This is a genomic window from Streptomyces sp. S063 (assembly GCF_002832675.1).
Lineage (GTDB): Bacteria > Actinomycetota > Actinomycetes > Streptomycetales > Streptomycetaceae > Streptomyces > Streptomyces sindenensis.
Genome location: NZ_CP021707.1, coordinates 2,532,287 through 2,548,857 on the forward strand (window position 1 = coordinate 2,532,287; position 16,571 = coordinate 2,548,857).

General features: G+C 69.8%; 19 protein-coding genes, 1 tRNA gene, 1 pseudogene and 1 riboswitch. Of the genes and pseudogenes, 8 read left to right on the forward strand and 13 right to left on the reverse strand.

Annotated elements, in window-relative coordinates:
• Positions 1-17: 17 nt before the first annotated feature.
• Positions 18-76, reverse strand: a riboswitch (guanidine-III (ykkC-III) riboswitch).
• 62 nt (positions 77-138) lie between these two features.
• Together CCZ36_RS11420 and CCZ36_RS11425 are read right to left on the reverse strand one after the other, a co-directional pair.
• The gene (locus CCZ36_RS11420; protein WP_042498713.1) at positions 139-441 is read right to left on the reverse strand and encodes a GroES family chaperonin; all 303 of its coding nucleotides are present in this window, start codon (positions 439-441) and stop codon (positions 139-141) included.
• Positions 442-575: 134 nt separating this feature from the next.
• The gene (locus CCZ36_RS11425; RefSeq protein ID WP_069738436.1) at positions 576-893 is read right to left on the reverse strand and encodes a DUF3618 domain-containing protein; all 318 of its coding nucleotides are present in this window, start codon (positions 891-893) and stop codon (positions 576-578) included.
• 143 nt (positions 894-1,036) lie between these two features.
• Here CCZ36_RS11425 and bcp point away from each other — a divergent pair, with 143 nt between their 5' ends.
• From bcp to CCZ36_RS11450, 5 genes are all read left to right on the forward strand, one after another.
• The gene (gene bcp / locus CCZ36_RS11430) at positions 1,037-1,504 is read left to right on the forward strand and encodes a thioredoxin-dependent thiol peroxidase (RefSeq protein WP_069738435.1); all 468 of its coding nucleotides are present in this window, start codon (positions 1,037-1,039) and stop codon (positions 1,502-1,504) included.
• Between the two features lie 166 nt (positions 1,505-1,670).
• Positions 1,671-3,167 carry a glycine betaine/L-proline transporter ProP gene (proP, locus tag CCZ36_RS11435; protein WP_069738434.1) on the forward strand — a complete coding sequence of 499 codons (1,497 nt, stop codon included), beginning with the start codon at positions 1,671-1,673 and terminating at the stop codon, positions 3,165-3,167.
• A 177-nt stretch (positions 3,168-3,344) separates the two neighbouring features.
• A complete protein-coding gene (locus tag CCZ36_RS11440; RefSeq protein ID WP_128817588.1) occupies positions 3,345-3,980 on the forward strand; it encodes an HNH endonuclease signature motif containing protein in 636 nt (211 codons plus the stop codon).
• Between the two features lie 144 nt (positions 3,981-4,124).
• Positions 4,125-4,802 carry an HNH endonuclease signature motif containing protein gene (locus tag CCZ36_RS11445; protein WP_237302638.1) on the forward strand — a complete coding sequence of 226 codons (678 nt, stop codon included), beginning with the start codon at positions 4,125-4,127 and terminating at the stop codon, positions 4,800-4,802.
• A gap of 12 nt (positions 4,803-4,814) precedes the next feature.
• Positions 4,815-4,890: transfer RNA gene (locus CCZ36_RS11450), tRNA-Leu, on the forward strand.
• Between the two features lie 56 nt (positions 4,891-4,946).
• On the opposite strand, the gene rdgB is transcribed toward CCZ36_RS11450, so the two are convergent.
• The 4 genes from rdgB to CCZ36_RS11470 all read right to left on the reverse strand — a co-directional run bounded on the left by rdgB (position 4,947) and on the right by CCZ36_RS11470 (position 7,341).
• Positions 4,947-5,549: an RdgB/HAM1 family non-canonical purine NTP pyrophosphatase gene (gene rdgB, locus CCZ36_RS11455; RefSeq protein WP_069738432.1), complete on the reverse strand. Its 603-nt coding sequence runs from the start codon at positions 5,547-5,549 to the stop codon at positions 4,947-4,949.
• An 81-nt stretch (positions 5,550-5,630) separates the two neighbouring features.
• Complete coding sequence (locus CCZ36_RS11460; protein ID WP_069738431.1) at positions 5,631-6,020, reverse strand: hypothetical protein; 390 nt, start codon at positions 6,018-6,020, stop codon at positions 5,631-5,633.
• Positions 6,021-6,143: 123 nt separating this feature from the next.
• Complete coding sequence (gene rph / locus CCZ36_RS11465) at positions 6,144-6,881, reverse strand: ribonuclease PH (RefSeq protein WP_015608813.1); 738 nt, start codon at positions 6,879-6,881, stop codon at positions 6,144-6,146.
• Between the two features lie 226 nt (positions 6,882-7,107).
• Positions 7,108-7,341 carry a glucose PTS transporter subunit EIIB gene (locus CCZ36_RS11470; RefSeq protein WP_003968866.1) on the reverse strand — a complete coding sequence of 78 codons (234 nt, stop codon included), beginning with the start codon at positions 7,339-7,341 and terminating at the stop codon, positions 7,108-7,110.
• Between the two features lie 219 nt (positions 7,342-7,560).
• Here CCZ36_RS11470 and CCZ36_RS11475 point away from each other — a divergent pair, with 219 nt between their 5' ends.
• Both CCZ36_RS11475 and CCZ36_RS11480 read left to right on the forward strand, forming a co-directional pair.
• Positions 7,561-8,820, forward strand: coding sequence for a PTS transporter subunit EIIC (locus tag CCZ36_RS11475; protein ID WP_069738430.1), 1,260 nt, complete (start codon positions 7,561-7,563; stop codon positions 8,818-8,820).
• 260 nt (positions 8,821-9,080) lie between these two features.
• Positions 9,081-10,346: a PTS transporter subunit EIIC gene (locus CCZ36_RS11480; RefSeq protein ID WP_069738429.1), complete on the forward strand. Its 1,266-nt coding sequence runs from the start codon at positions 9,081-9,083 to the stop codon at positions 10,344-10,346.
• Between the two features lie 80 nt (positions 10,347-10,426).
• Here the strand turns inward: CCZ36_RS11480 and CCZ36_RS11485 are convergent, their stop codons facing one another.
• The gene (locus tag CCZ36_RS11485) at positions 10,427-11,179 is read right to left on the reverse strand and encodes an MBL fold metallo-hydrolase (protein ID WP_069738428.1); all 753 of its coding nucleotides are present in this window, start codon (positions 11,177-11,179) and stop codon (positions 10,427-10,429) included.
• A 237-nt stretch (positions 11,180-11,416) separates the two neighbouring features.
• On the opposite strand from CCZ36_RS11485, the pseudogene CCZ36_RS11490 reads away from it, so the two are divergent.
• Positions 11,417-11,919, forward strand: a pseudogene (locus CCZ36_RS11490) (type II toxin-antitoxin system PemK/MazF family toxin).
• A 108-nt stretch (positions 11,920-12,027) separates the two neighbouring features.
• Here the strand turns inward: CCZ36_RS11490 and CCZ36_RS11495 are convergent.
• From CCZ36_RS11495 to CCZ36_RS11520, 6 genes are all read right to left on the reverse strand, one after another.
• Positions 12,028-12,978 (reverse strand): PLP-dependent cysteine synthase family protein, encoded by a 951-nt coding sequence (locus CCZ36_RS11495; RefSeq protein WP_032765017.1) that lies wholly within the window; start codon positions 12,976-12,978, stop codon positions 12,028-12,030.
• A complete protein-coding gene (locus CCZ36_RS11500; RefSeq protein ID WP_069738426.1) occupies positions 12,978-13,265 on the reverse strand; it encodes a MoaD/ThiS family protein in 288 nt (95 codons plus the stop codon). The genes CCZ36_RS11495 and CCZ36_RS11500 overlap by 1 nt, the downstream gene beginning before the upstream one ends.
• A 125-nt stretch (positions 13,266-13,390) precedes the next feature.
• On the reverse strand, positions 13,391-13,504 hold the full coding sequence (locus CCZ36_RS36685; protein ID WP_335755801.1) for a putative leader peptide: 114 nt from the start codon (positions 13,502-13,504) through the stop codon (positions 13,391-13,393).
• 69 nt (positions 13,505-13,573) lie between these two features.
• On the reverse strand, positions 13,574-14,371 hold the full coding sequence (locus CCZ36_RS11510) for an ABC transporter ATP-binding protein (RefSeq protein ID WP_069738425.1): 798 nt from the start codon (positions 14,369-14,371) through the stop codon (positions 13,574-13,576).
• A gap of 94 nt (positions 14,372-14,465) precedes the next feature.
• Positions 14,466-15,506: a FecCD family ABC transporter permease gene (locus CCZ36_RS11515; protein WP_128817589.1), complete on the reverse strand. Its 1,041-nt coding sequence runs from the start codon at positions 15,504-15,506 to the stop codon at positions 14,466-14,468.
• Positions 15,503-16,519, reverse strand: a complete 1,017-nt coding sequence (locus CCZ36_RS11520) for an ABC transporter substrate-binding protein (protein WP_128817590.1) — start codon at positions 16,517-16,519, stop codon at positions 15,503-15,505. The genes CCZ36_RS11515 and CCZ36_RS11520 overlap by 4 nt, the downstream gene beginning before the upstream one ends.
• Between the last annotated feature and the right edge of the window lie 52 nt (positions 16,520-16,571).

Genomic DNA, 16,571 nt, shown 5'->3' on the forward strand with positions numbered 1-16,571 from the left:
CACACAGACAACTCACGGGTGCGTCGTCTTTGCCAACCCGGTACGGCGCGTCTCGTCGGGGTGGTTCCACCGTAGCAAGAAACGGGGAAAGGGCCTGGTGACACCGGTCACCAAGCCCTCGCCGCCCTCGTCAGCGGATCACAGATACAGCCCGGTCGAATCCACCGACCCCTCGAACCGGTCGGCGGCCACCGCGTGCAGATCGCGCTCCCGCATCAGGACGTACGCCACGCCCCGCACCTCGACCTCGGCCCGGTCCTCGGGGTCGTACAGCACCCGGTCACCGGGCTCCACCGTCCGCACGTTCTGCCCGACCGCCACGACGACGGCCCAGGCCAGCCGACGGCCCACCGCGGCCGTCGCCGGGATCAGGATGCCGCCGCCGGAACGCCGCTCGCCCTCGGACGCGTCGTTCCGCACGAGCACACGGTCGTGCAGCATCCGGATGGGCAGCTTGTCGTCGTGCGGGGCGCCGGGGGTCGTGTTGCCCAGGACGGTGCCACCGGGGGTGGTGTTCTCGCTCACGCCCGCAACCTACCTGCCGTGCGCCCGACCGTACGCCTCCGGGGTTCGCATCACGCGCGGCGGCGCTTCGACACGGTGAGCAGCCCCACCACACCGACCACCAGCAGCGCCGCGGGGATCACCCGCTCCAGCCGCGGCGAGCCGTCCTCCGCGACGAACTGGGCCTTCACCTCCGACACCGAGCGGTTCACCGCGACGAAGGCGCGGCCGGCCGTCCGGTCCACGGACTGGGCCGCCTTCGCCTTGGCATCTCCGATGATCGTCTTCGGGTGTACGCGCACCCCGATCTCGTCGAGCACCACAGCGAGCTGCTCGCGCCTGCTGATGATGTCCGCCTCGATCTGCGCAGGGGTCCTGGCATCCGACACTGCGCCGCCTCCGTGGTCGTCGTCCGTTGAACCTTCGTCTGAAACCTTCGTCGACAGTCTGTCAGCTCGAACCACCGCACACCCGGCGGCACCCCTATTACCCTCGGTCCCGTCCGACCCGCGCACCACCCGAGGAGAACCACATGAGCGAGCGACTGAAGCCCGGCGACACCGCTCCCGCCTTCACCCTTCCCGACGCCGACGGCAACGAGGTGTCGCTCGCGGACCACAAGGGCCGCAAGGTCATCGTGTACTTCTACCCCGCCGCTCTTACCCCCGGATGCACCAAGCAGGCCTGCGACTTCACGGACAACCTCGACCTCCTGGGAGGCGCCGGGTACGACGTCATCGGCGTCTCGCCCGACAAGCCGGAGAAGCTCGCGAAGTTCCGCGAGGCGGAGAACCTCAAGGTCACCCTGGTGGGCGACCCGACGAAGGAAACTTTGGCGGCGTACGGCGCCTTCGGCGAGAAGAAGCTCTACGGCAAAGTGGTGACGGGCGTGATCCGCTCCACCGTCGTCGTCGACGAGGACGGCAAGGTCGAGCACGCGTTCTACAACGTGAAGGCGACCGGTCACGTGGCGAAGATCATCAGGGATCTGGGCATCTGAGGGGCCCGGGGACGCCCCGCCTCCCGCTCCCTCACACGATCTCGACACGTCGCGACGTGTCGAGATCGTGTGAGGGAGATCCCATCGGCCCGTGAAGTCGGTTTGCGGCCGTCAACTCTGCGCAGAAGCCTTTCCTGGAACACCCTTCGAGGAAAGGACCCCGGCCATGGCGGCCTCCGATCCCCAGCAGGCGGCCGACCCAGCAGCGGTCAAACGCCACCCCGCGCTCTTCCGGGCGATCCGGAAGCGGCAGAATCCGCGGCTGCGCCGGACGGACATCACCGTCACGGACGACGCCGCGGTGAAGCGGGCCGTGAAAGCGGCCTCCCTGGGTAACGCCATGGAGTGGTTCGACTTCGGCATCTACTCCTACCTGGCCGTCACCATCGGACACGTGTTCTTCCCGTCCGGGAACGAGACCACCCAGCTGCTGTCCTCCTTCGCCACCTTCGCGGTGGCCTTCCTGGTGCGGCCGCTCGGCGGGATGTTCTTCGGCCCGATGGGCGACAAGGTCGGCCGCAAGAAGGTCCTCGCGCTGACGATGATCCTGATGGCGGTCGGCACGTTCGCGATCGGCCTGATCCCCTCGCACGACACGATCGGCGTCTGGGCCGCGGTCCTGCTGATCTTCTTCCGGATGCTCCAGGGCTTCTCGACGGGCGGTGAGTACGGCGGTGCCTCGACGTTCATCGCGGAGTACGCTCCCGACAAGCGGCGCGGCTTCTTCGGCAGCTTCCTGGAGTTCGGGACCCTGGCGGGCTACGTCGGCGCGGCGGGCCTGGTGACAGCCCTGTACGCACTCCTCAGCGACGCCCAGATGGAGGCCTGGGGGTGGCGGATCCCGTTCCTCGTCGCGGGCCCGCTGGGCCTGGTCGGCCTCTACCTCCGGCTGAAGCTGGACGAGACCCCGGCCTTCCAGAAGCTGGAGGGCGGCACCGCGCACGCGACGGAGGCGGCGGACGGCGTCGAGGCCACGGCCAAGGGCGACCTGGCGAAGATCTTCCGGCAGTACTGGCCGACGCTGATCCTCTGCATCTGCCTGGTCGGCGCGTACAACATCACCGACTACATGCTGCTGTCGTACATGCCGACGTACCTCTCCGACGAGCTGGGCTACAGCGAGACGCACGGGCTGCTGATCCTGCTGGCGGTGATGGTGTTCCTGATGACGATCATCGCCCAGATCGGCAGGCTCTCCGACCGCTTCGGCCGCAAACCGTTGCTGATGACCGGGATGCTGGGCTTCCTCTTCCTCTCCCTCCCCTCCTTCCTCCTCATCCGGGTCGACGGCATCCTCCCGATCACGATCGGCATGCTGATGCTGGGCCTCTCGCTGGTCTGCATGCTCGGCACGATGTCGGCGGCGCTGCCGGCGCTGTTCCCGACGAACGTCCGCTACGGCTCCCTGTCGGTCGGCTACAACCTCTCCGCGTCGATCTTCGGCGGTACGACCCCGCTGGTGATCACGGCCCTGATCAGCTGGACCGGCTCCAACCTGATGCCGGCGTACTACGCGATGGCGGCGGCCCTGATCGGCGTGATCGCGGTGGCCTGCATGAAGGAGACCGCCCAGAAGCCGCTGATCGGCTCCCCGCCGTCGGTGGAGACGGACGAGGAGGCGGCCGAACTGGTCCAGGCACAGGCGCCCGAACCGAAGTTCTGACCTCGCCCCCTCCCGGCGGAACGGCCCGTACCACTCACGTCGAGCGGTACGGGCCGTTCACCTTTGCCACGGACCCTCGCCGGCCGCTCGCCGCATTTCGGGCGTGACTGTCCGATAAACGGTTCGTTACTCCGTACGGGGCCGCGAACGTACTCGCGGCCGGGATCGGAGGGGGCCATGGGGACGGTTCGCTACACGCGCGAGCTCCTGGAAGAAGCGGCGCGCATGACGACGAACGCCACGGACGCGGTGCTTTGGTGCGGCGGGACACCAACACCCGGCAGTCGGCGCTATCTGCGCAAGAAGATGGCGGAGGCGGGCCTGGACATCTCGCATTTCGCCGAGACGTGGGTACGCCACACGGAAGAGACACTGCGCAAGCTGGTCGGCTGCTCCACGAGCGTCGCGGAAGTCGTACGCAGGCTGGGCATCAGTCCGGTGGGCGGTAATCATGCCCACATCGGCCGCCGCATCGCCGATCTGCGCATCGACACCTCACACTTCGTTCCTGTGCCACCGCGTGAACGCAGAGCCAAGGGGGCACCAGGAAACCGTCTGACTCTCCGTACGCCTTCGGACGGCAGGGTTCCCGGCGAACGACTCCGCAAGGAGCTTGTCCGCAGGGGAGTTGAGGATCAGTGCGCCGAATGTGGAAACACCGGAGAATGGCTGGGGCACCCCCTCCGGCTCGAAGTGGACCACGTCAACGGCGACTGGTGGGACAACCGCCCCGACAATCTGCGCCTCCTCTGCCCCAACTGTCATGCGACCACCGACACTTATCGCGGCCGTAAGCGCAGGAGGGCGGCGTGAGCACCAGATACCCCGCGACACGCTGGTAAAGACGGCAGCAGACGCGAGCAGCCTCGTCGATCTCCTGCGCCGCCTCGGCGCTCCCTTGGGCAGCCGGACGCTCCGCTACGTACGGACCCGGCTCGCGCACTACAACATCGATACGTGAAGGAGGAACTTCCGGAGCGGGAGCGCCGCTCCTACCCACGCGAGCTCCTGGCCGAAGCCGCCGCCCGCTCCCACAGCATCCGGGAGATGCTCACGTACATGGGTATACCGCCGACTGACAGTCCTTACGGCTATCTGCGCAAGAAAATGGACCGGCTCGGCATCGACACCTCCCACTTCACCGGTGGGCGCCGGTACGGGACGCCATCGACGCCGCGCACAGCGCTGGCACGAGCGGTTGCCGGGTCCCACAGCCTGGCCGGTGTTCTGAGGGCTCTGAAGCTAGGTTCCAACAACAGCACGGCGCGCGCTCGTGTGAAGCGGGACATCGAAGCCTACGGCCTGTCCGTGGCTCACTTCACCGGACAGGGGCATGGTCGCGGAACGCGCTCCCCGAACCGCAAAACCGCGGCGGAGATACTCCAGCGTCTGGCCTCCGGAGCGTCCCGGACCAAGACGACACAGCTACGAAGGGCCCTGGACGACATCGGAGTTCCTCACCTCTGCGCGAGGTGCGGCACAGGTGACACCTGGCATGGCAGGCGGCTCGTCCTGGAAATCGACCACATCAACGGCGACCGGCTCGACAACCGCCGCGAGAACCTCCGCTACCTGTGCCCCTCGTGTCACAGTCAGACGCAAACCTTCTCGAAGCCGCGCAAGCTCGCACAGTAGAGTGGGGCACGCGGGTCCGTACCCCAGCTGGCCTAGAGGGCGCCGGTTTAGGTCCGGTGTGTCGTGGGTTCGAGTCCCACCGGGCCCACAGGTGTGGGGCGGCTGCGACCCTCGTTTCGAAGGCCGCAGCCGCCCTCACTGCTGTCAGCCCACCAACTCCCGCACCACCGGCACCAGCGCCCGGAACGCCTTCCCCCGGTGGCTGATCGCGTTCTTCTCCGCCGGGGTCAGCTCCGCGCAGGTGCGGGTCTCGCCGTCCGGCTGGAGGATCGGGTCGTAGCCGAAGCCGTTGGCGCCCGACGGGGTGTGGCGGAGGATGCCGTTCAGGCGGCCCTCGACCACGCGTTCCGTGCCGTCGGGGAGGGCCAGGGCGGCGGCGCAGGCGAAGTAGGCGCCTCGGTGCGGGGTGTCGATGTCGCCGAGCTGGGCCAGGAGCAGGTTCAGGTTGGCCTTGTCGTCGCCGTGGGCGCCGGACCAGCGGGCCGAGAAGATGCCGGGGGCACCGCCGAGGACGTCCACGCAGAGGCCGGAGTCGTCGGCGACGGCCGGGAGGCCCGTGGCGCGGGCCAGGGCGTGGGCCTTGAGGAGCGCGTTCTCGGCGAAGGTGACGCCGGTCTCCTTGACGTCGGGGATGTCGGGGTACGCGTCCGCGCCGACGAGGTCGAGGTCGAGTCCCGCGTCGGCGAGGATGGCGTGGAGTTCGGTGATTTTCCCGGCGTTGCGGGTGGCGAGGATCAGGCGCTTCATGGGGCGATTATCGCCGGGGCGGTGCTTCGGATGGATCGGCCGCCCCGGGCCCTTCCCCCGCGCCCCCGTGGGCCTGCCTGTTTAAGGGGTGCAGACCTTGCCGATCTCCGTCGCCGCGTCCGTCACCGGGGTCACGTCGGGGGTGGCGTCGCCCGCCTCGATGGACTTGCGGACCTCCGTGACGCCCTTCTGGAGGTCGTCGACGGCCTTGGAGAGGTCGGCGTTGTCCGTGGTGTCGTCGAGCTTCTTCAGCTCGCGGTCGATCTCGTCCAGGGACTCGGAGGCCTGGGTGATGTCCTCGGAGGCGTTGGAGACGGCCTGCTGGAGCTTGCCGACGCTGGTGGCGATGGCGTCGGCGGTGCGGACGCAGTCGAGCGCCTTGTCGAGGCCGGCGCAGCCCACTGCCGTGGTCAGCGTCAGCAGGGTGGCGGCGGTGGCGAGTGCGATACGTCGGTGGCGGCGCGAAGCCATGGTGCGGTCCCTCCCCGGGGGTCGGTACGTGGACGGACGCACGGTTCGACCCGTGCGCCCGTGTCCGTAACGACGCTCTGTGATGCGTATGTGGTTGCTTCTTTACCCGGGGAGGGCTCGTCGCTACGCGTTCTGCGTGGTTGCGAGTGCGTCACGCTGGAGTGCGGCGAGGTCGACGCAGCCCGCGGTGGCCAGGTCCAGGAGGGAGCCCAGTTCCTTGCGGTCGAAGGGGGCGCCCTCGGCGGTGCCCTGGACCTCGACGAAGCGGCCGTCGCCGGTGCAGACGACGTTCATGTCGGTCTCGGCGCGGACGTCCTCCTCGTAGCAGAGGTCGAGGAGGGGGGTGCCGTCGACGATGCCGACGCTGATGGCGGCGACGGTGTCGGTGAGCGGCTTGCGGCCGGCCTTGACGATCTTCTTGCCCTGGGCCCAGGCGACCGCGTCGGCGAGGGCGACGTACGCGCCGGTGATGGCTGCGGTACGGGTGCCTCCGTCGGCCTGGAGGACGTCGCAGTCCAGGACGATGGTGTTCTCGCCGAGGGCCTTGTAGTCGATGACGGCGCGGAGCGAGCGGCCGATCAGGCGGCTGATCTCGTGGGTGCGGCCGCCGATCTTGCCGCGTACGGCTTCGCGGTCGCCGCGGGTGTTGGTGGAGCGGGGGAGCATGGAGTACTCGGCGGTGACCCAGCCTTCACCGCTGCCCTTGCGCCAGCGCGGGACGCCTTCGGTGACGGAGGCGGTGCAGAAGACTTTGGTGTCGCCGAAGGAGATGAGGACTGAGCCTTCGGCGTGCTTGCTCCAGCCGCGTTCGATGGTGACGGGGCGGAGCTGTTCGGGGGTGCGGCCGTCGATGCGAGACATGGGCCCGACTGTATCCGTTGGCGGGGGTGGCTCCGTTCGGGTGCGGTGGATCCGGTGGTGGACTCGGGGGCACGCGGTGACGGGCTCGGCGGCATGCGGTGGGTCCGGGCGTGGCCTCGCGCCGTCGGGGTACGGCGCGGGCCCCGTCCCCCTGGCGCGGGGTACGGGGCCTGCGGGTGCGGGCGCCTTGCGCAGGCGGGGCCGCGGGTCCGGCGGGGTCAGCCGGTCACATCATGTCTTCGATGTCGGCGGCGATGGGGTCGGCGTCGGTGCCGATGACGACCTGGATCGCGGTGCCCATCTTCACGACGCCGTGGGCGCCGGCGGCCTTGAGGGCGGCCTCGTCGACCTTCTCGGGGTCGTGGACCTCGGTGCGGAGGCGGGTGATGCAGCCTTCGATCTCGTCGATGTTGTCGATGCCGCCGAGCCCGGCGACGATCTTCTCAGCCTTGGTGGCCATGTCCTTCTCCCTGTTTCACGCGCAGACGGCCGCCCGCTGCGGGTCCGTTTCGTCACGGTAACGCACGGTTGGCCCAACTTCGCGAGCGGGTAACCGGACGATCCCGAAAGATGACGATCACCGGACCCCTGCCCTCGGGGCGGGGCCCGGGCTGTGACGCAACTGGTCTACACCAGTTTGCAACGACCGCCAAACGTGAAGTGTTCCGGGAGGACGCCCATGAGTTCGAACGCCGCTGCGGCACCGCAGCAGAAATGGTGGAACGGACCGGTCCAGGGCCTGCAGAAGGTCGGGCGGAGCCTTCAGCTCCCGGTGGCCGTCCTCCCCGCCGCCGGTCTGCTCGTCAGCCTCGGCAACCTGTTCAGCTCCTACCTGGACGGCGCCTTCTGGGACAAGACCTCCAAGGTCCTGCTCAACGGCGGCGGCGCGATCCTCGACGGCGAGCTGGGCCTGCCCCTGCTCTTCTGCATCGGCGTCGCCATCGGCTTCGCGAAGAAGGCGGACGGGTCCACCGCGCTGGCGGCGGTGGTGGGGTTTCTCGTCTATCGGGGGGTGCTGAGCGCCTTCCCCATCGACGGCACCGTGACCGACGAACTGCCCGACGGCGAGCCGCAGAACCCCGGCGTCCTCGGCGGCATCCTGATCGGCCTGCTGACCGCCGTCGTCTGGCAGCGCTACCACCGGACCAAGCTGGTCGACTGGCTGGGTTTCTTCAACGGGCGCCGCCTGGTGCCGATCATGATGGCGTTCCTCTGCGTAGTCCTCGGCGTCCTGTTCGGGCTGTTGTGGCAGCCGGTGGGCGACGGGCTGACCTGGTTCTCCAAGCAGCTGATCGACCTCGGCTCGTGGGGCGCGGCGATCTTCGGCTTCGCGAACCGGCTGCTGATCCCGATCGGCATGCACCAGTTCCTGAACACGTTCTTCTGGTTCCAGGCGGGCGAGTTCACCGGGGCGGACGGCCAGACCGTCCAGGGTGACATCTCCCGGTTCTTCGCCCAGGACCCGTCGGCCGGCCAGTTCACCTCGGGCTTCTTCCCCATCATGATGTTCGGCCTGCCCGCCGCGGCCCTCGCCATCACCCACTGCGCGCGGCCCGAGCGCCGCAAGGAGGTGGGGGGCCTGATGGTCTCGGTGGCGCTGACGTCGTTCGTCACGGGGGTGACCGAGCCGATCGAGTTCTCGTTCATGTTCGTCGCGCCGCTGCTGTACGGCGTGCACGCGGTGCTGACCGGGGCCTCCATGGGCATCACCTGGCTGCTGGGGGTGCACGCGGGGTTCAGCTTCTCGGCCGGGTTGATCGACTACGTCGTCAACTGGCACCTGGACACGAAACCCTGGCTGATCATCCCGATCGGCGCCTGCTTCGCCGTGATCTACTACGTGATCTTCCGCTTCGCGATCACCAAGTTCGACCTCAAGACACCGGGGCGCGAACCCGAGGAGATCGAGCGGGAGATCGAGAAGGATCTGACGAAGTAGCAGAACACAGGGGGTTGCCCCCTGACTCGCAAGGCCCTCGGACCCCCCGGTCCGGGGGCCTTCGGCGTGTCACCGAACGTGCCGGGTCTGCTACTGCGAATGAGATGGGAATTGAAGGTTCCTTATCTATCCCTCACCGTGCTAAAACTGGTCTACACCACTGAGTGGTCCAGACCACGGCGCTCTGCCGCAGGGTCTGTCGAGTCGCCGCCTCCCCGCATCAACGACCTGGGCGGCACCGTGTTCCATGGAGGAAGTTGATGACCACGGCTGAGACCGCACCCGCGGCCGAGAAGAAGAAGGGCGCCGGCGCGATGGCCGTCATGCAGCGCATCGGCCGCAGCCTCATGCTGCCGGTCGCCGTGCTGCCGGCCGCCGCACTCCTGGTCCGCTTCGGCCAGAGCGACATGCTGGGCCGCGACTCGTTCCCGACCTTCATCACGAAGCTCGCCGGCTACATGGCCGCAGGCGGTGGCGCCCTCCTCGACAACATGCCGCTGCTGTTCGCCGTCGGCATCGCGATCGGCTTCGCCAAGAAGTCGGACGGCTCGACCGCGCTTGCCGCCGTCACCGGCTACCTCGTCTTCCAGAAGGTGCTCGCCACCTTCACGGACAGCAACCTGCCCCAGGTCGCGAGCGTCGCCGACGGCAAGATCGTGATGAACGACGCCCCGGTCAACGCCGGTGTCCTCGGCGGTGTCGTGATGGGTATCGTCGTCGCGCTGCTCTACCAGAAGTTCTACCGGACGAAGCTGCCCGACTGGGCCGGCTTCTTCAGCGGCCGCCGCCTGGTGCCGATCCTCTCCGCCTTCGCGGGCCTCGTGATCGGTATCGTCTTCGGTCTGATCTGGCCGGTCCTCGGCACCGGTCTGCACAACTTCGGTGAGTGGCTGGTCGGCTCCGGCGCGGTCGGCGCGGGCATCTTCGGTGTCGCCAACCGTGCGCTGATCCCGGTCGGCATGCACCACCTGCTGAACTCCTTCCCGTGGTTCCAGGCGGGCGAGTACAACGGCGCCCACGGCGACATCGCCCGCTTCCTCGCCGGTGACCCGGACGCCGGACAGTTCATGACCGGCTTCTTCCCGATCATGATGTTCGCCCTCCCGGCGGCCTGCCTCGCGATCGTCCACTGCGCCCGTCCCGAGCGCCGCAAGGCCGTCGGCGGCATGATGTTCTCCCTCGCGCTGACCTCGTTCGTCACCGGTGTGACCGAGCCGATCGAGTTCACGTTCATGTTCATCGCCCCGGTGCTGTACGCGATCCACGCGGTGCTGACCGGTGTGTCCATGGCCCTGACCTGGGCGCTGGGCATCAAGGACGGCTTCGGCTTCTCCGCGGGCCTGATCGACTTCGGACTGAACCTCGGCATCGCGTCGAAGCCCTGGCTGCTGGTCCTGGTCGGCCTCTGCTTCGCGGTGGTCTACTACGCGATCTTCCGCTTCGCGATCATCAAGTTCAACATCCCGACCCCGGGGCGGGAGTCGGACGAGGAGCTCGCCGAGCTCCAGAAGGCCGAGGCGAAGTAACCTCCGCCGCGCCCGTACACACGTACGCGAAGCCCCCGCCGCCCGGGTTCTCCTCCGGGCGGCGGGGGCTTCGGCGTGGGTCAGAGCTCGTACACCGCGCCCGGGACCGCCAGCTCCACCGGGCCGGGGTAGGCCGCGCGGGCGTCGGCGGCGTTGCGGTCGGCGTCGGTCCACGGCGGGATGTGGGTGAGGACGAGCCGGCGCGCTCCGGCGCGGGCCGCCGCCTCGCCGGCCTCGCGGCCGTTGAGGTGCAGGTCGGGGATGTCCTCCTTGCCGTCGACGAACGACGCCTCGCAGAGGAAGAGGTCCACGTCCCGGGCCAGGTCCTCCAGCGCCTCGCAGGTCCCCGTGTCGCCGGAGTAGGCGAGGGAGGAGCCGCCGTGCTCGACCCGGATGCCGAACGTGTCGACGGGGTGGCAGAGCTTCTCCGTACGGACCGAGAACGGGCCGATCTCGAAGGACCCCGGCTTCAGGGTGTGGAAGTCGAAGACCTCGCCCATCGCCCGGTCGGAGGGGGTGTCGCCATGGGCGGCGGTCAGCCGCTGCTCGGTGCCCTCGGGGCCGTAGACCGGGAGCGGACGGGGGCGGTCACCGCCGTGGGGGTAGTAGCGCACGACGAAGTACGCGCACATGTCGATGCAGTGGTCGGCGTGCAGATGGCTGAGGAAGATCGCGTCGAGGTCGTAGAGACCGACGTGGCGCTGCAGCTCGCCGAGGGCGCCGTTGCCCATGTCGAGGAGCAGCCGGAAGCCGTCGGCCTCTACGAGGTAGCTCGAGCATGCCGAACCCTTGGACGGGAACGAGCCGGAGCAGCCGACGACGGTGAGCTTCATGGAGCGTGAACCTCCGGGGCGCGGGAACGGGGAGGGTTCGTGCGATTTCGCCGGAGCCTGGTGGTGGTTCCTGCGGGATCGGTTTTGCGGTTCGTCGAGCGTAAGGCGCGGAACTCCGCGTCGCTCCTCCGCTGCCCTCCGTTGTGGGGGAACTCACCTGCTCTGTCACCGGTTCGATGGAAGCGCGCCCACGGTCCGGCCCTCGGGTGCGCGCTTCGCCGCCGGTACGGTCGGGGGATGAACACGTTCTGGTGGGTGGCGCTGGCCGCCGTGGTTCTGCTCGCGCTCGTCGCCGCGGTGGTGGACGGCCGGGGGCGGTCGGACCGGGGGCCCCGGTCCCGGCGGCCCGCGGGGTCGGTCCGGCCGCCGTCCCGGCCGTCCCGGCCGCCGTCGCGGCCTTCGGAGCCGGAAGGGCGGGTGCCGCGCGCGGGTGAGGTGTGGTGGGCCGATGTGCCGTACGAGGACGGGCCCGGGTCGAAGGACCGGCCGTGTCTGGTGCTCTCGGTACGGGGGCGGGGCCGGGGGCGCACCGCGCTGGTCGTGAAGATCACCAGCAAGCATCACGAGGAGCGGCCCGGGGTGATCGCGTTGCCGGCCGGGACGGTCGGGGACCGGCACGGGCGGCGGAGCTTCCTGGAGACGGATGAGCTGCGGGAGGTGCGGATCGGCGCGTTCCGGCGGCGGGTCGGGGCGGTGGACCCGGGGTGTGGGAGCGGGTGCGGAAGCTGGCGGCGGGGTGAGGAGCGGGGCCCGGGGCGCTGCCCCGGGCCCCGCTCCTCAATCGCCGGATGGGCTCGAAAGATGTCCTCAAGCGCCGGACGGGCTGGGATTGGCCGGACCGGAAAAGCTCAGGCCCAGAGCTGGCCCTGGAGGGTTTCGATCGCCGCTTCCGTCGTCTCCGCCGTGTAGACGCCCGTCGACAGGTACTTCCAGCCGCCGTCCGCCACCACGAAGACGATGTCGGCGCTCTCCCCCGCCTTGACCGCCTTCTTCCCCACGCCGATCGCCGCGTGGAGAGCGGCGCCGGTGGAGACTCCCGCGAAGATGCCCTCCTGCTGGAGGAGTTCGCGGGTGCGGGTGACCGCGTCGGCGGAGCCGACCGAGAAGCGGGTGGTGAGGACCGAGGCGTCGTACAGCTCGGGGACGAAGCCCTCGTCGAGGTTGCGGAGGCCGTAGACCAGGTCGTCGTAGCGCGGTTCGGCGGCGACGATCTGGATACCGGGTCGGTTCTCGCGGAGGTAGCGGCCGACGCCCATCAGGGTGCCGGTGGTGCCGAGGCCCGCCACGAAGTGGGTGATGGACGGGAGGTCGGTGAGAATCTCCGGTCCGGTGGTGGCGTAGTGGGCGCCCGCGTTGTCCGGGTTGCCGTACTGGTAGAGCATCACCCAGTCCGGGTGTTCCTCGCTCAGCTCCTTCGCGACGCGGACCGCGGTGTTGGAGCCGCCCGCGGCCGGGGAGGAGATGATCTCGGCTCCCCACATGGCGAGCAGGTCGCGCCGTTCCTGGGAGGTGTTCTCCGGCATGACGCACACGATGCGGTAGCCCTTGAGCTTGGCCGCCATCGCGAGCGAGATGCCGGTGTTGCCGCTGGTGGGCTCCAGGATGGTGCAGCCGGGGGTGAGCCGGCCGTCCTTCTCGGCCTGTTCGACCATGTGGAGCGCCGGGCGGTCCTTGATCGAGCCCGTGGGGTTGCGGTCCTCCAGCTTGGCCCAGATACGGACGTCCTCGGACGGGGACAGCCGCGGGAGGCGGACGAGGGGGGTGTTCCCCACGGCCGCCAGCGGGGAGTCGTACCGCATCAGCGCATGCCGCCGGCGACGGCCGGGAGGATCGTGATGTTGTCGCCGTCGCTGAGCTTGGTGGAGATGCCGTCGAGGAAGCGGACGTCCTCGTCGTTGAGGTAGACGTTCACGAAGCGGCGCAGCTGCTCACCGTTCGCGCTGTCGATGAGTCGCTCACGGATGCCGGTGTGGCGGCTCTCCAGGTCGGCGAAGAGGTCGGCGAGGGTGTCCCCGTTGCCTTCGACGGCCTTCGCGCCGTCGGTGTAGGTGCGGAGGATGGTGGGGATGCGGACCTCGATGGCCATGGCGTGGGCTCCTGTCGAAAGCGTGGAGGAGGTGGCGTGGGGCGCGCGTTTCTTCCCCGCGCGGGGGTGTGGTGCGTGGCGCGTACGGGTGGGGCTCGCGCGGACCGCGGCTCAGGCCGGGCGGCTCACGGGCAGGCTGCGGTGCGACAGATCGCGCTGGCCAGCCTGCACAGGTCGACGTGCAGCCGCGCGACGAGCAGCGTGCCCGGCGTCTTGTTGCTCACGTCATGGGGAACCATGCGGGCATCGTATCGATTCCCTGTGCGGAAACCCGAGTGTGATCCCACATGGTGGATGGTGAGCGTTCGCTATGTGGACAGGGTTCGGCTGCCCTGCCCCTCCGGGAGGTAGACGACCGTCGGTGCGCCGGTCTTCGGGTGGGTGCTGACCTCGGCGGCCACGCCGTACACCTCGTCCAGCAGCTCCGCCGTGAGGACCTCCTCCGGGGCGCCGGAGGCGACGACCCGGCCGTCCTTGAGGACGTAGAGGCGGTCGCAGTAGTAGGCGGCGAGGTTGAGGTCGTGCAGGGCGAGGAGGTTGGTGGTGCCCAGTTCGCGGACCAGGGAGAGGACCTCCAGCTGGTAGCGGATGTCCAGGTGGTTGGTCGGCTCGTCCAGGACGACGAGCGAGGGCTGCTGGACCAGGGCGCGGGCGACCAGGGCCCGCTGGCGTTCGCCGCCGGAGAGGGAGGCGAACGTACGGGGTTCGAGCGCGGCGATCCCGACCCGGTCGAGGGCCGCGGTGACGAGGGCGGTGTCGGCGGCGGTGTCGGCCTCCCAGAACCGCTTGTGCGGGGCGCGGCCCATCGCGACGACCTGGCCGACGGTGAGCTCGAATCCGGCGTGGCCGTCCTGCGGGACGGTGGCGATGCGCTGGGCGCGGGCCTTCACGGGGAGGGTGGCGAGGTCGTCGCCGTCGAGGAGGACGCGGCCGTGGGTGGGGCGCAGGGTGCCGTAGACGCAGCGCAGGAGGGTGGTCTTGCCGCTGCCGTTGGGGCCGACGAGGCCGACGGTCTCGCCGGCGGCGGCGGTGAGGTCGACGGCGTCGACGAGGTGGCGGCCCTCGCCGGTCCCGTACGAGAGGCCTTCGGTGCGCAGGGCGGTCATGGGCGGGCTCCCTCGGGCGTACGTACGGTCGTCGTGCGGGCGCTCCTCCCGGCGCGCCCGGTGCGGGTGCTCCCCCGGCCGCGGCGTACGCGCCTCATGCGGGTGCTCCTTCGGGCCTGCGCCGCAGCATCCAGAGGAAGAACGGGCCGCCGGTCAGCGCGGTGAGCACCCCGACCGGGATGTCCTGCGGGGCGGCGAGCGTCCGGGCGGCGAGGTCCGCGAGGACCAGGAACACCGCGCCGCCGAGCGCCACGACCGGGAGGAGCGCCCGGTGGGCGGCGCCGACCACCATCCGGGCCATGTGCGGGACCATCAGGCCGACGAAGCCGATGGCCCCGCTGTACGCGACGAGCACGCCGGTCATCAGGGAGGCGAGGACGAAGACGGCGGCCCGGAAGCGGGCGGTGTCGAGGCCGAGCACGGTCGCGCCCTCCTCCCCCACCAGGAGCAGGTCGAGCGGGCGGGCCAGGGTGAGGAGGACGGCCGTGCCCGCGACCAGGGTGATCGCGGGGAGAGCGAGCATGTCCCAGCGGGCGGCTCCGAGGCCGCCGAGGGTCCAGTAGAGGACTTCCTTGAGGTGGTCGGCGCGGGCGGAGGTGACCAGGATCAGGCTGGTCAGGGCGGAGAGGACGTAGGAGACGGCGACTCCGGCGAGGACGAGCCGGTTGGTGGTGAGGCCGCCCCCGCCGCGCGCCAGGGTGTAGACGAGCAGCAGGGAGAGCAGGGCGCCCGCGAAGGCGGCGGCGGGGATCGTGACGGTGGTGGCGAGGGACGCGCCGATGCCGAGGACGATGACCAGGACCGCTCCGGTGGAGGCTCCGGAGGAGACCCCGAGGAGGAACGGGTCGGCGAGCTGGTTGCGGACGAGGGCCTGGAGGACGGTGCCGATGACGGCGAGTCCGGCGCCGACGACGATGCCGAGCAGCACCCGGGGCAGCCGCACGTCCAGGACGATCGTGCGGAACGGGCTCGCCTCCGCCCGCCCGGTCAGGATGTCGAGCACCTGGCCGGGCGGGATGCGGACGGAGCCGAGGGCGAGGGCGGCGAGCACGGCGACGGCCAGGAGCGCGGCGAGGACGCCGAGCACCAGGACGTAACCGAGCGGCCGCCGCGGTGCGGAGGCGCGGCAGGTCACGGGGTGGTGGCCGCCTTGACCGCCTCCGGGTGGAGCTGGGCCGCGAGCTTGTCGACGGCGGCGGGGACGCGGACGCCGAGGACCGCGTCGGAGAGCGGCATGACGGCGAAGCGCTTGTTCTTGATGGCGGGGACGTCGGCGAGGGCCGGGTCGGTGAGGAGACGCTTCTTCTTCTGTTCGACGGTGGTGGCGCCGTAGTCGTAGATCACGATGACCTCGGGCTCGCGGTCGACGACGTTCTCCCAGGAGGCGTCGCCGAAGGGCTTGTCGAGGTCGGCGAAGACGTTGGTGCCGCCGGCCCGTTCGATCAGCTCGTTGCCGATGCCCTCGCCGCCCGCGGTGAAGGCGGTCTTGTCGCCGCTGTCGTAGACGAAGACGGAGAGCGGCTTCAGGCCGGCCAGCTTCTTGGCGGTGGCGGCGTTGTCGGCCTTGGCCCGCTTGATCCAGGCCTCGGCGCGCTCGCTGACGCCGAAGGTGCGGCCGACCTCGCGGATCTCCTCGTAGAGCGTGTCCATGGGCTGGTCGCCCTTGGTGCAGCTCTCGGTGTTGAGGCGGGTCTCGATGCCGGCCTTCTCGAACGCCTCGCGGCCGCGGCCGTCGCCCGCGGTGAAGGCGCTGGCGTAACCGCCGTAGACGAAGTCGGGGTTGGCGGCGAGGACCTGCTCGTAGGAGGGGTACTCCTTGGCGAGGACCGGGACGGAGGCGTAGTCCTTCGCGTACTTCGGCAGGACCTGGTCGTCGAGGTAGGCGGTGCCGACGAGGGACTTCCTCAGGCCCAGTTCCAGCATGATCTCGGTGACGTGCTGGTTCATGGTGACCACGCGGTTCGGCGGGGCCTTGTACGTCGTGGTGACACCGCAGTTCTCGACGGTGTACGGGAAGCCGCTCGCCGCCGACGCCTTGTCCCCGGTGGCGGTGTCGCCGTCCGAGGAGTCGGAGGAGGTGGAGCAGGCGGTGAGGGCGAGCGGGAGCAGCACGGCGGCGGCTATGAGCGCGGGGGTGCGCCGGGACATGGCGGGGCCTCTCCGGGGGATTTCCGCGTCCCCTGGTCGATGCGAAAGGCGG

Excerpts from the sequence above, each read along its gene's own strand:
- CCZ36_RS11420 (WP_042498713.1), bottom strand. The coding sequence starts at position 441 with ATGCTGCACGACCGTGTGCTCGTGCGGAACGACGCGTCCGAGGGCGAG.
- CCZ36_RS11500 (WP_069738426.1), bottom strand. The coding sequence starts at position 13,265 with ATGGCCATCGAGGTCCGCATCCCCACCATCCTCCGCACCTACACCGAC.
- CCZ36_RS11470 (WP_003968866.1), bottom strand. The coding sequence starts at position 7,341 with ATGGCCACCAAGGCTGAGAAGATCGTCGCCGGGCTCGGCGGCATCGAC.
- CCZ36_RS11460 (WP_069738431.1), bottom strand. The coding sequence starts at position 6,020 with ATGGCTTCGCGCCGCCACCGACGTATCGCACTCGCCACCGCCGCCACC.
- rph (WP_015608813.1), bottom strand. The coding sequence starts at position 6,881 with ATGTCTCGCATCGACGGCCGCACCCCCGAACAGCTCCGCCCCGTCACC.
- CCZ36_RS11510 (WP_069738425.1), bottom strand. The coding sequence starts at position 14,371 with ATGACCGCCCTGCGCACCGAAGGCCTCTCGTACGGGACCGGCGAGGGC.
- CCZ36_RS36685 (WP_335755801.1), bottom strand. The coding sequence starts at position 13,504 with ATGGTTCCCCATGACGTGAGCAACAAGACGCCGGGCACGCTGCTCGTC.
- CCZ36_RS11440 (WP_128817588.1), top strand. The coding sequence starts at position 3,345 with ATGGGGACGGTTCGCTACACGCGCGAGCTCCTGGAAGAAGCGGCGCGC.
- CCZ36_RS11485 (WP_069738428.1), bottom strand. The coding sequence starts at position 11,179 with ATGAAGCTCACCGTCGTCGGCTGCTCCGGCTCGTTCCCGTCCAAGGGT.
- proP (WP_069738434.1), top strand. The coding sequence starts at position 1,671 with ATGGCGGCCTCCGATCCCCAGCAGGCGGCCGACCCAGCAGCGGTCAAA.
- CCZ36_RS11520 (WP_128817590.1), bottom strand. The coding sequence starts at position 16,519 with ATGTCCCGGCGCACCCCCGCGCTCATAGCCGCCGCCGTGCTGCTCCCG.
- CCZ36_RS11475 (WP_069738430.1), top strand. The coding sequence starts at position 7,561 with ATGAGTTCGAACGCCGCTGCGGCACCGCAGCAGAAATGGTGGAACGGA.
- CCZ36_RS11495 (WP_032765017.1), bottom strand. The coding sequence starts at position 12,978 with ATGCGGTACGACTCCCCGCTGGCGGCCGTGGGGAACACCCCCCTCGTC.
- bcp (WP_069738435.1), top strand. The coding sequence starts at position 1,037 with ATGAGCGAGCGACTGAAGCCCGGCGACACCGCTCCCGCCTTCACCCTT.
- CCZ36_RS11480 (WP_069738429.1), top strand. The coding sequence starts at position 9,081 with ATGACCACGGCTGAGACCGCACCCGCGGCCGAGAAGAAGAAGGGCGCC.
- rdgB (WP_069738432.1), bottom strand. The coding sequence starts at position 5,549 with ATGAAGCGCCTGATCCTCGCCACCCGCAACGCCGGGAAAATCACCGAA.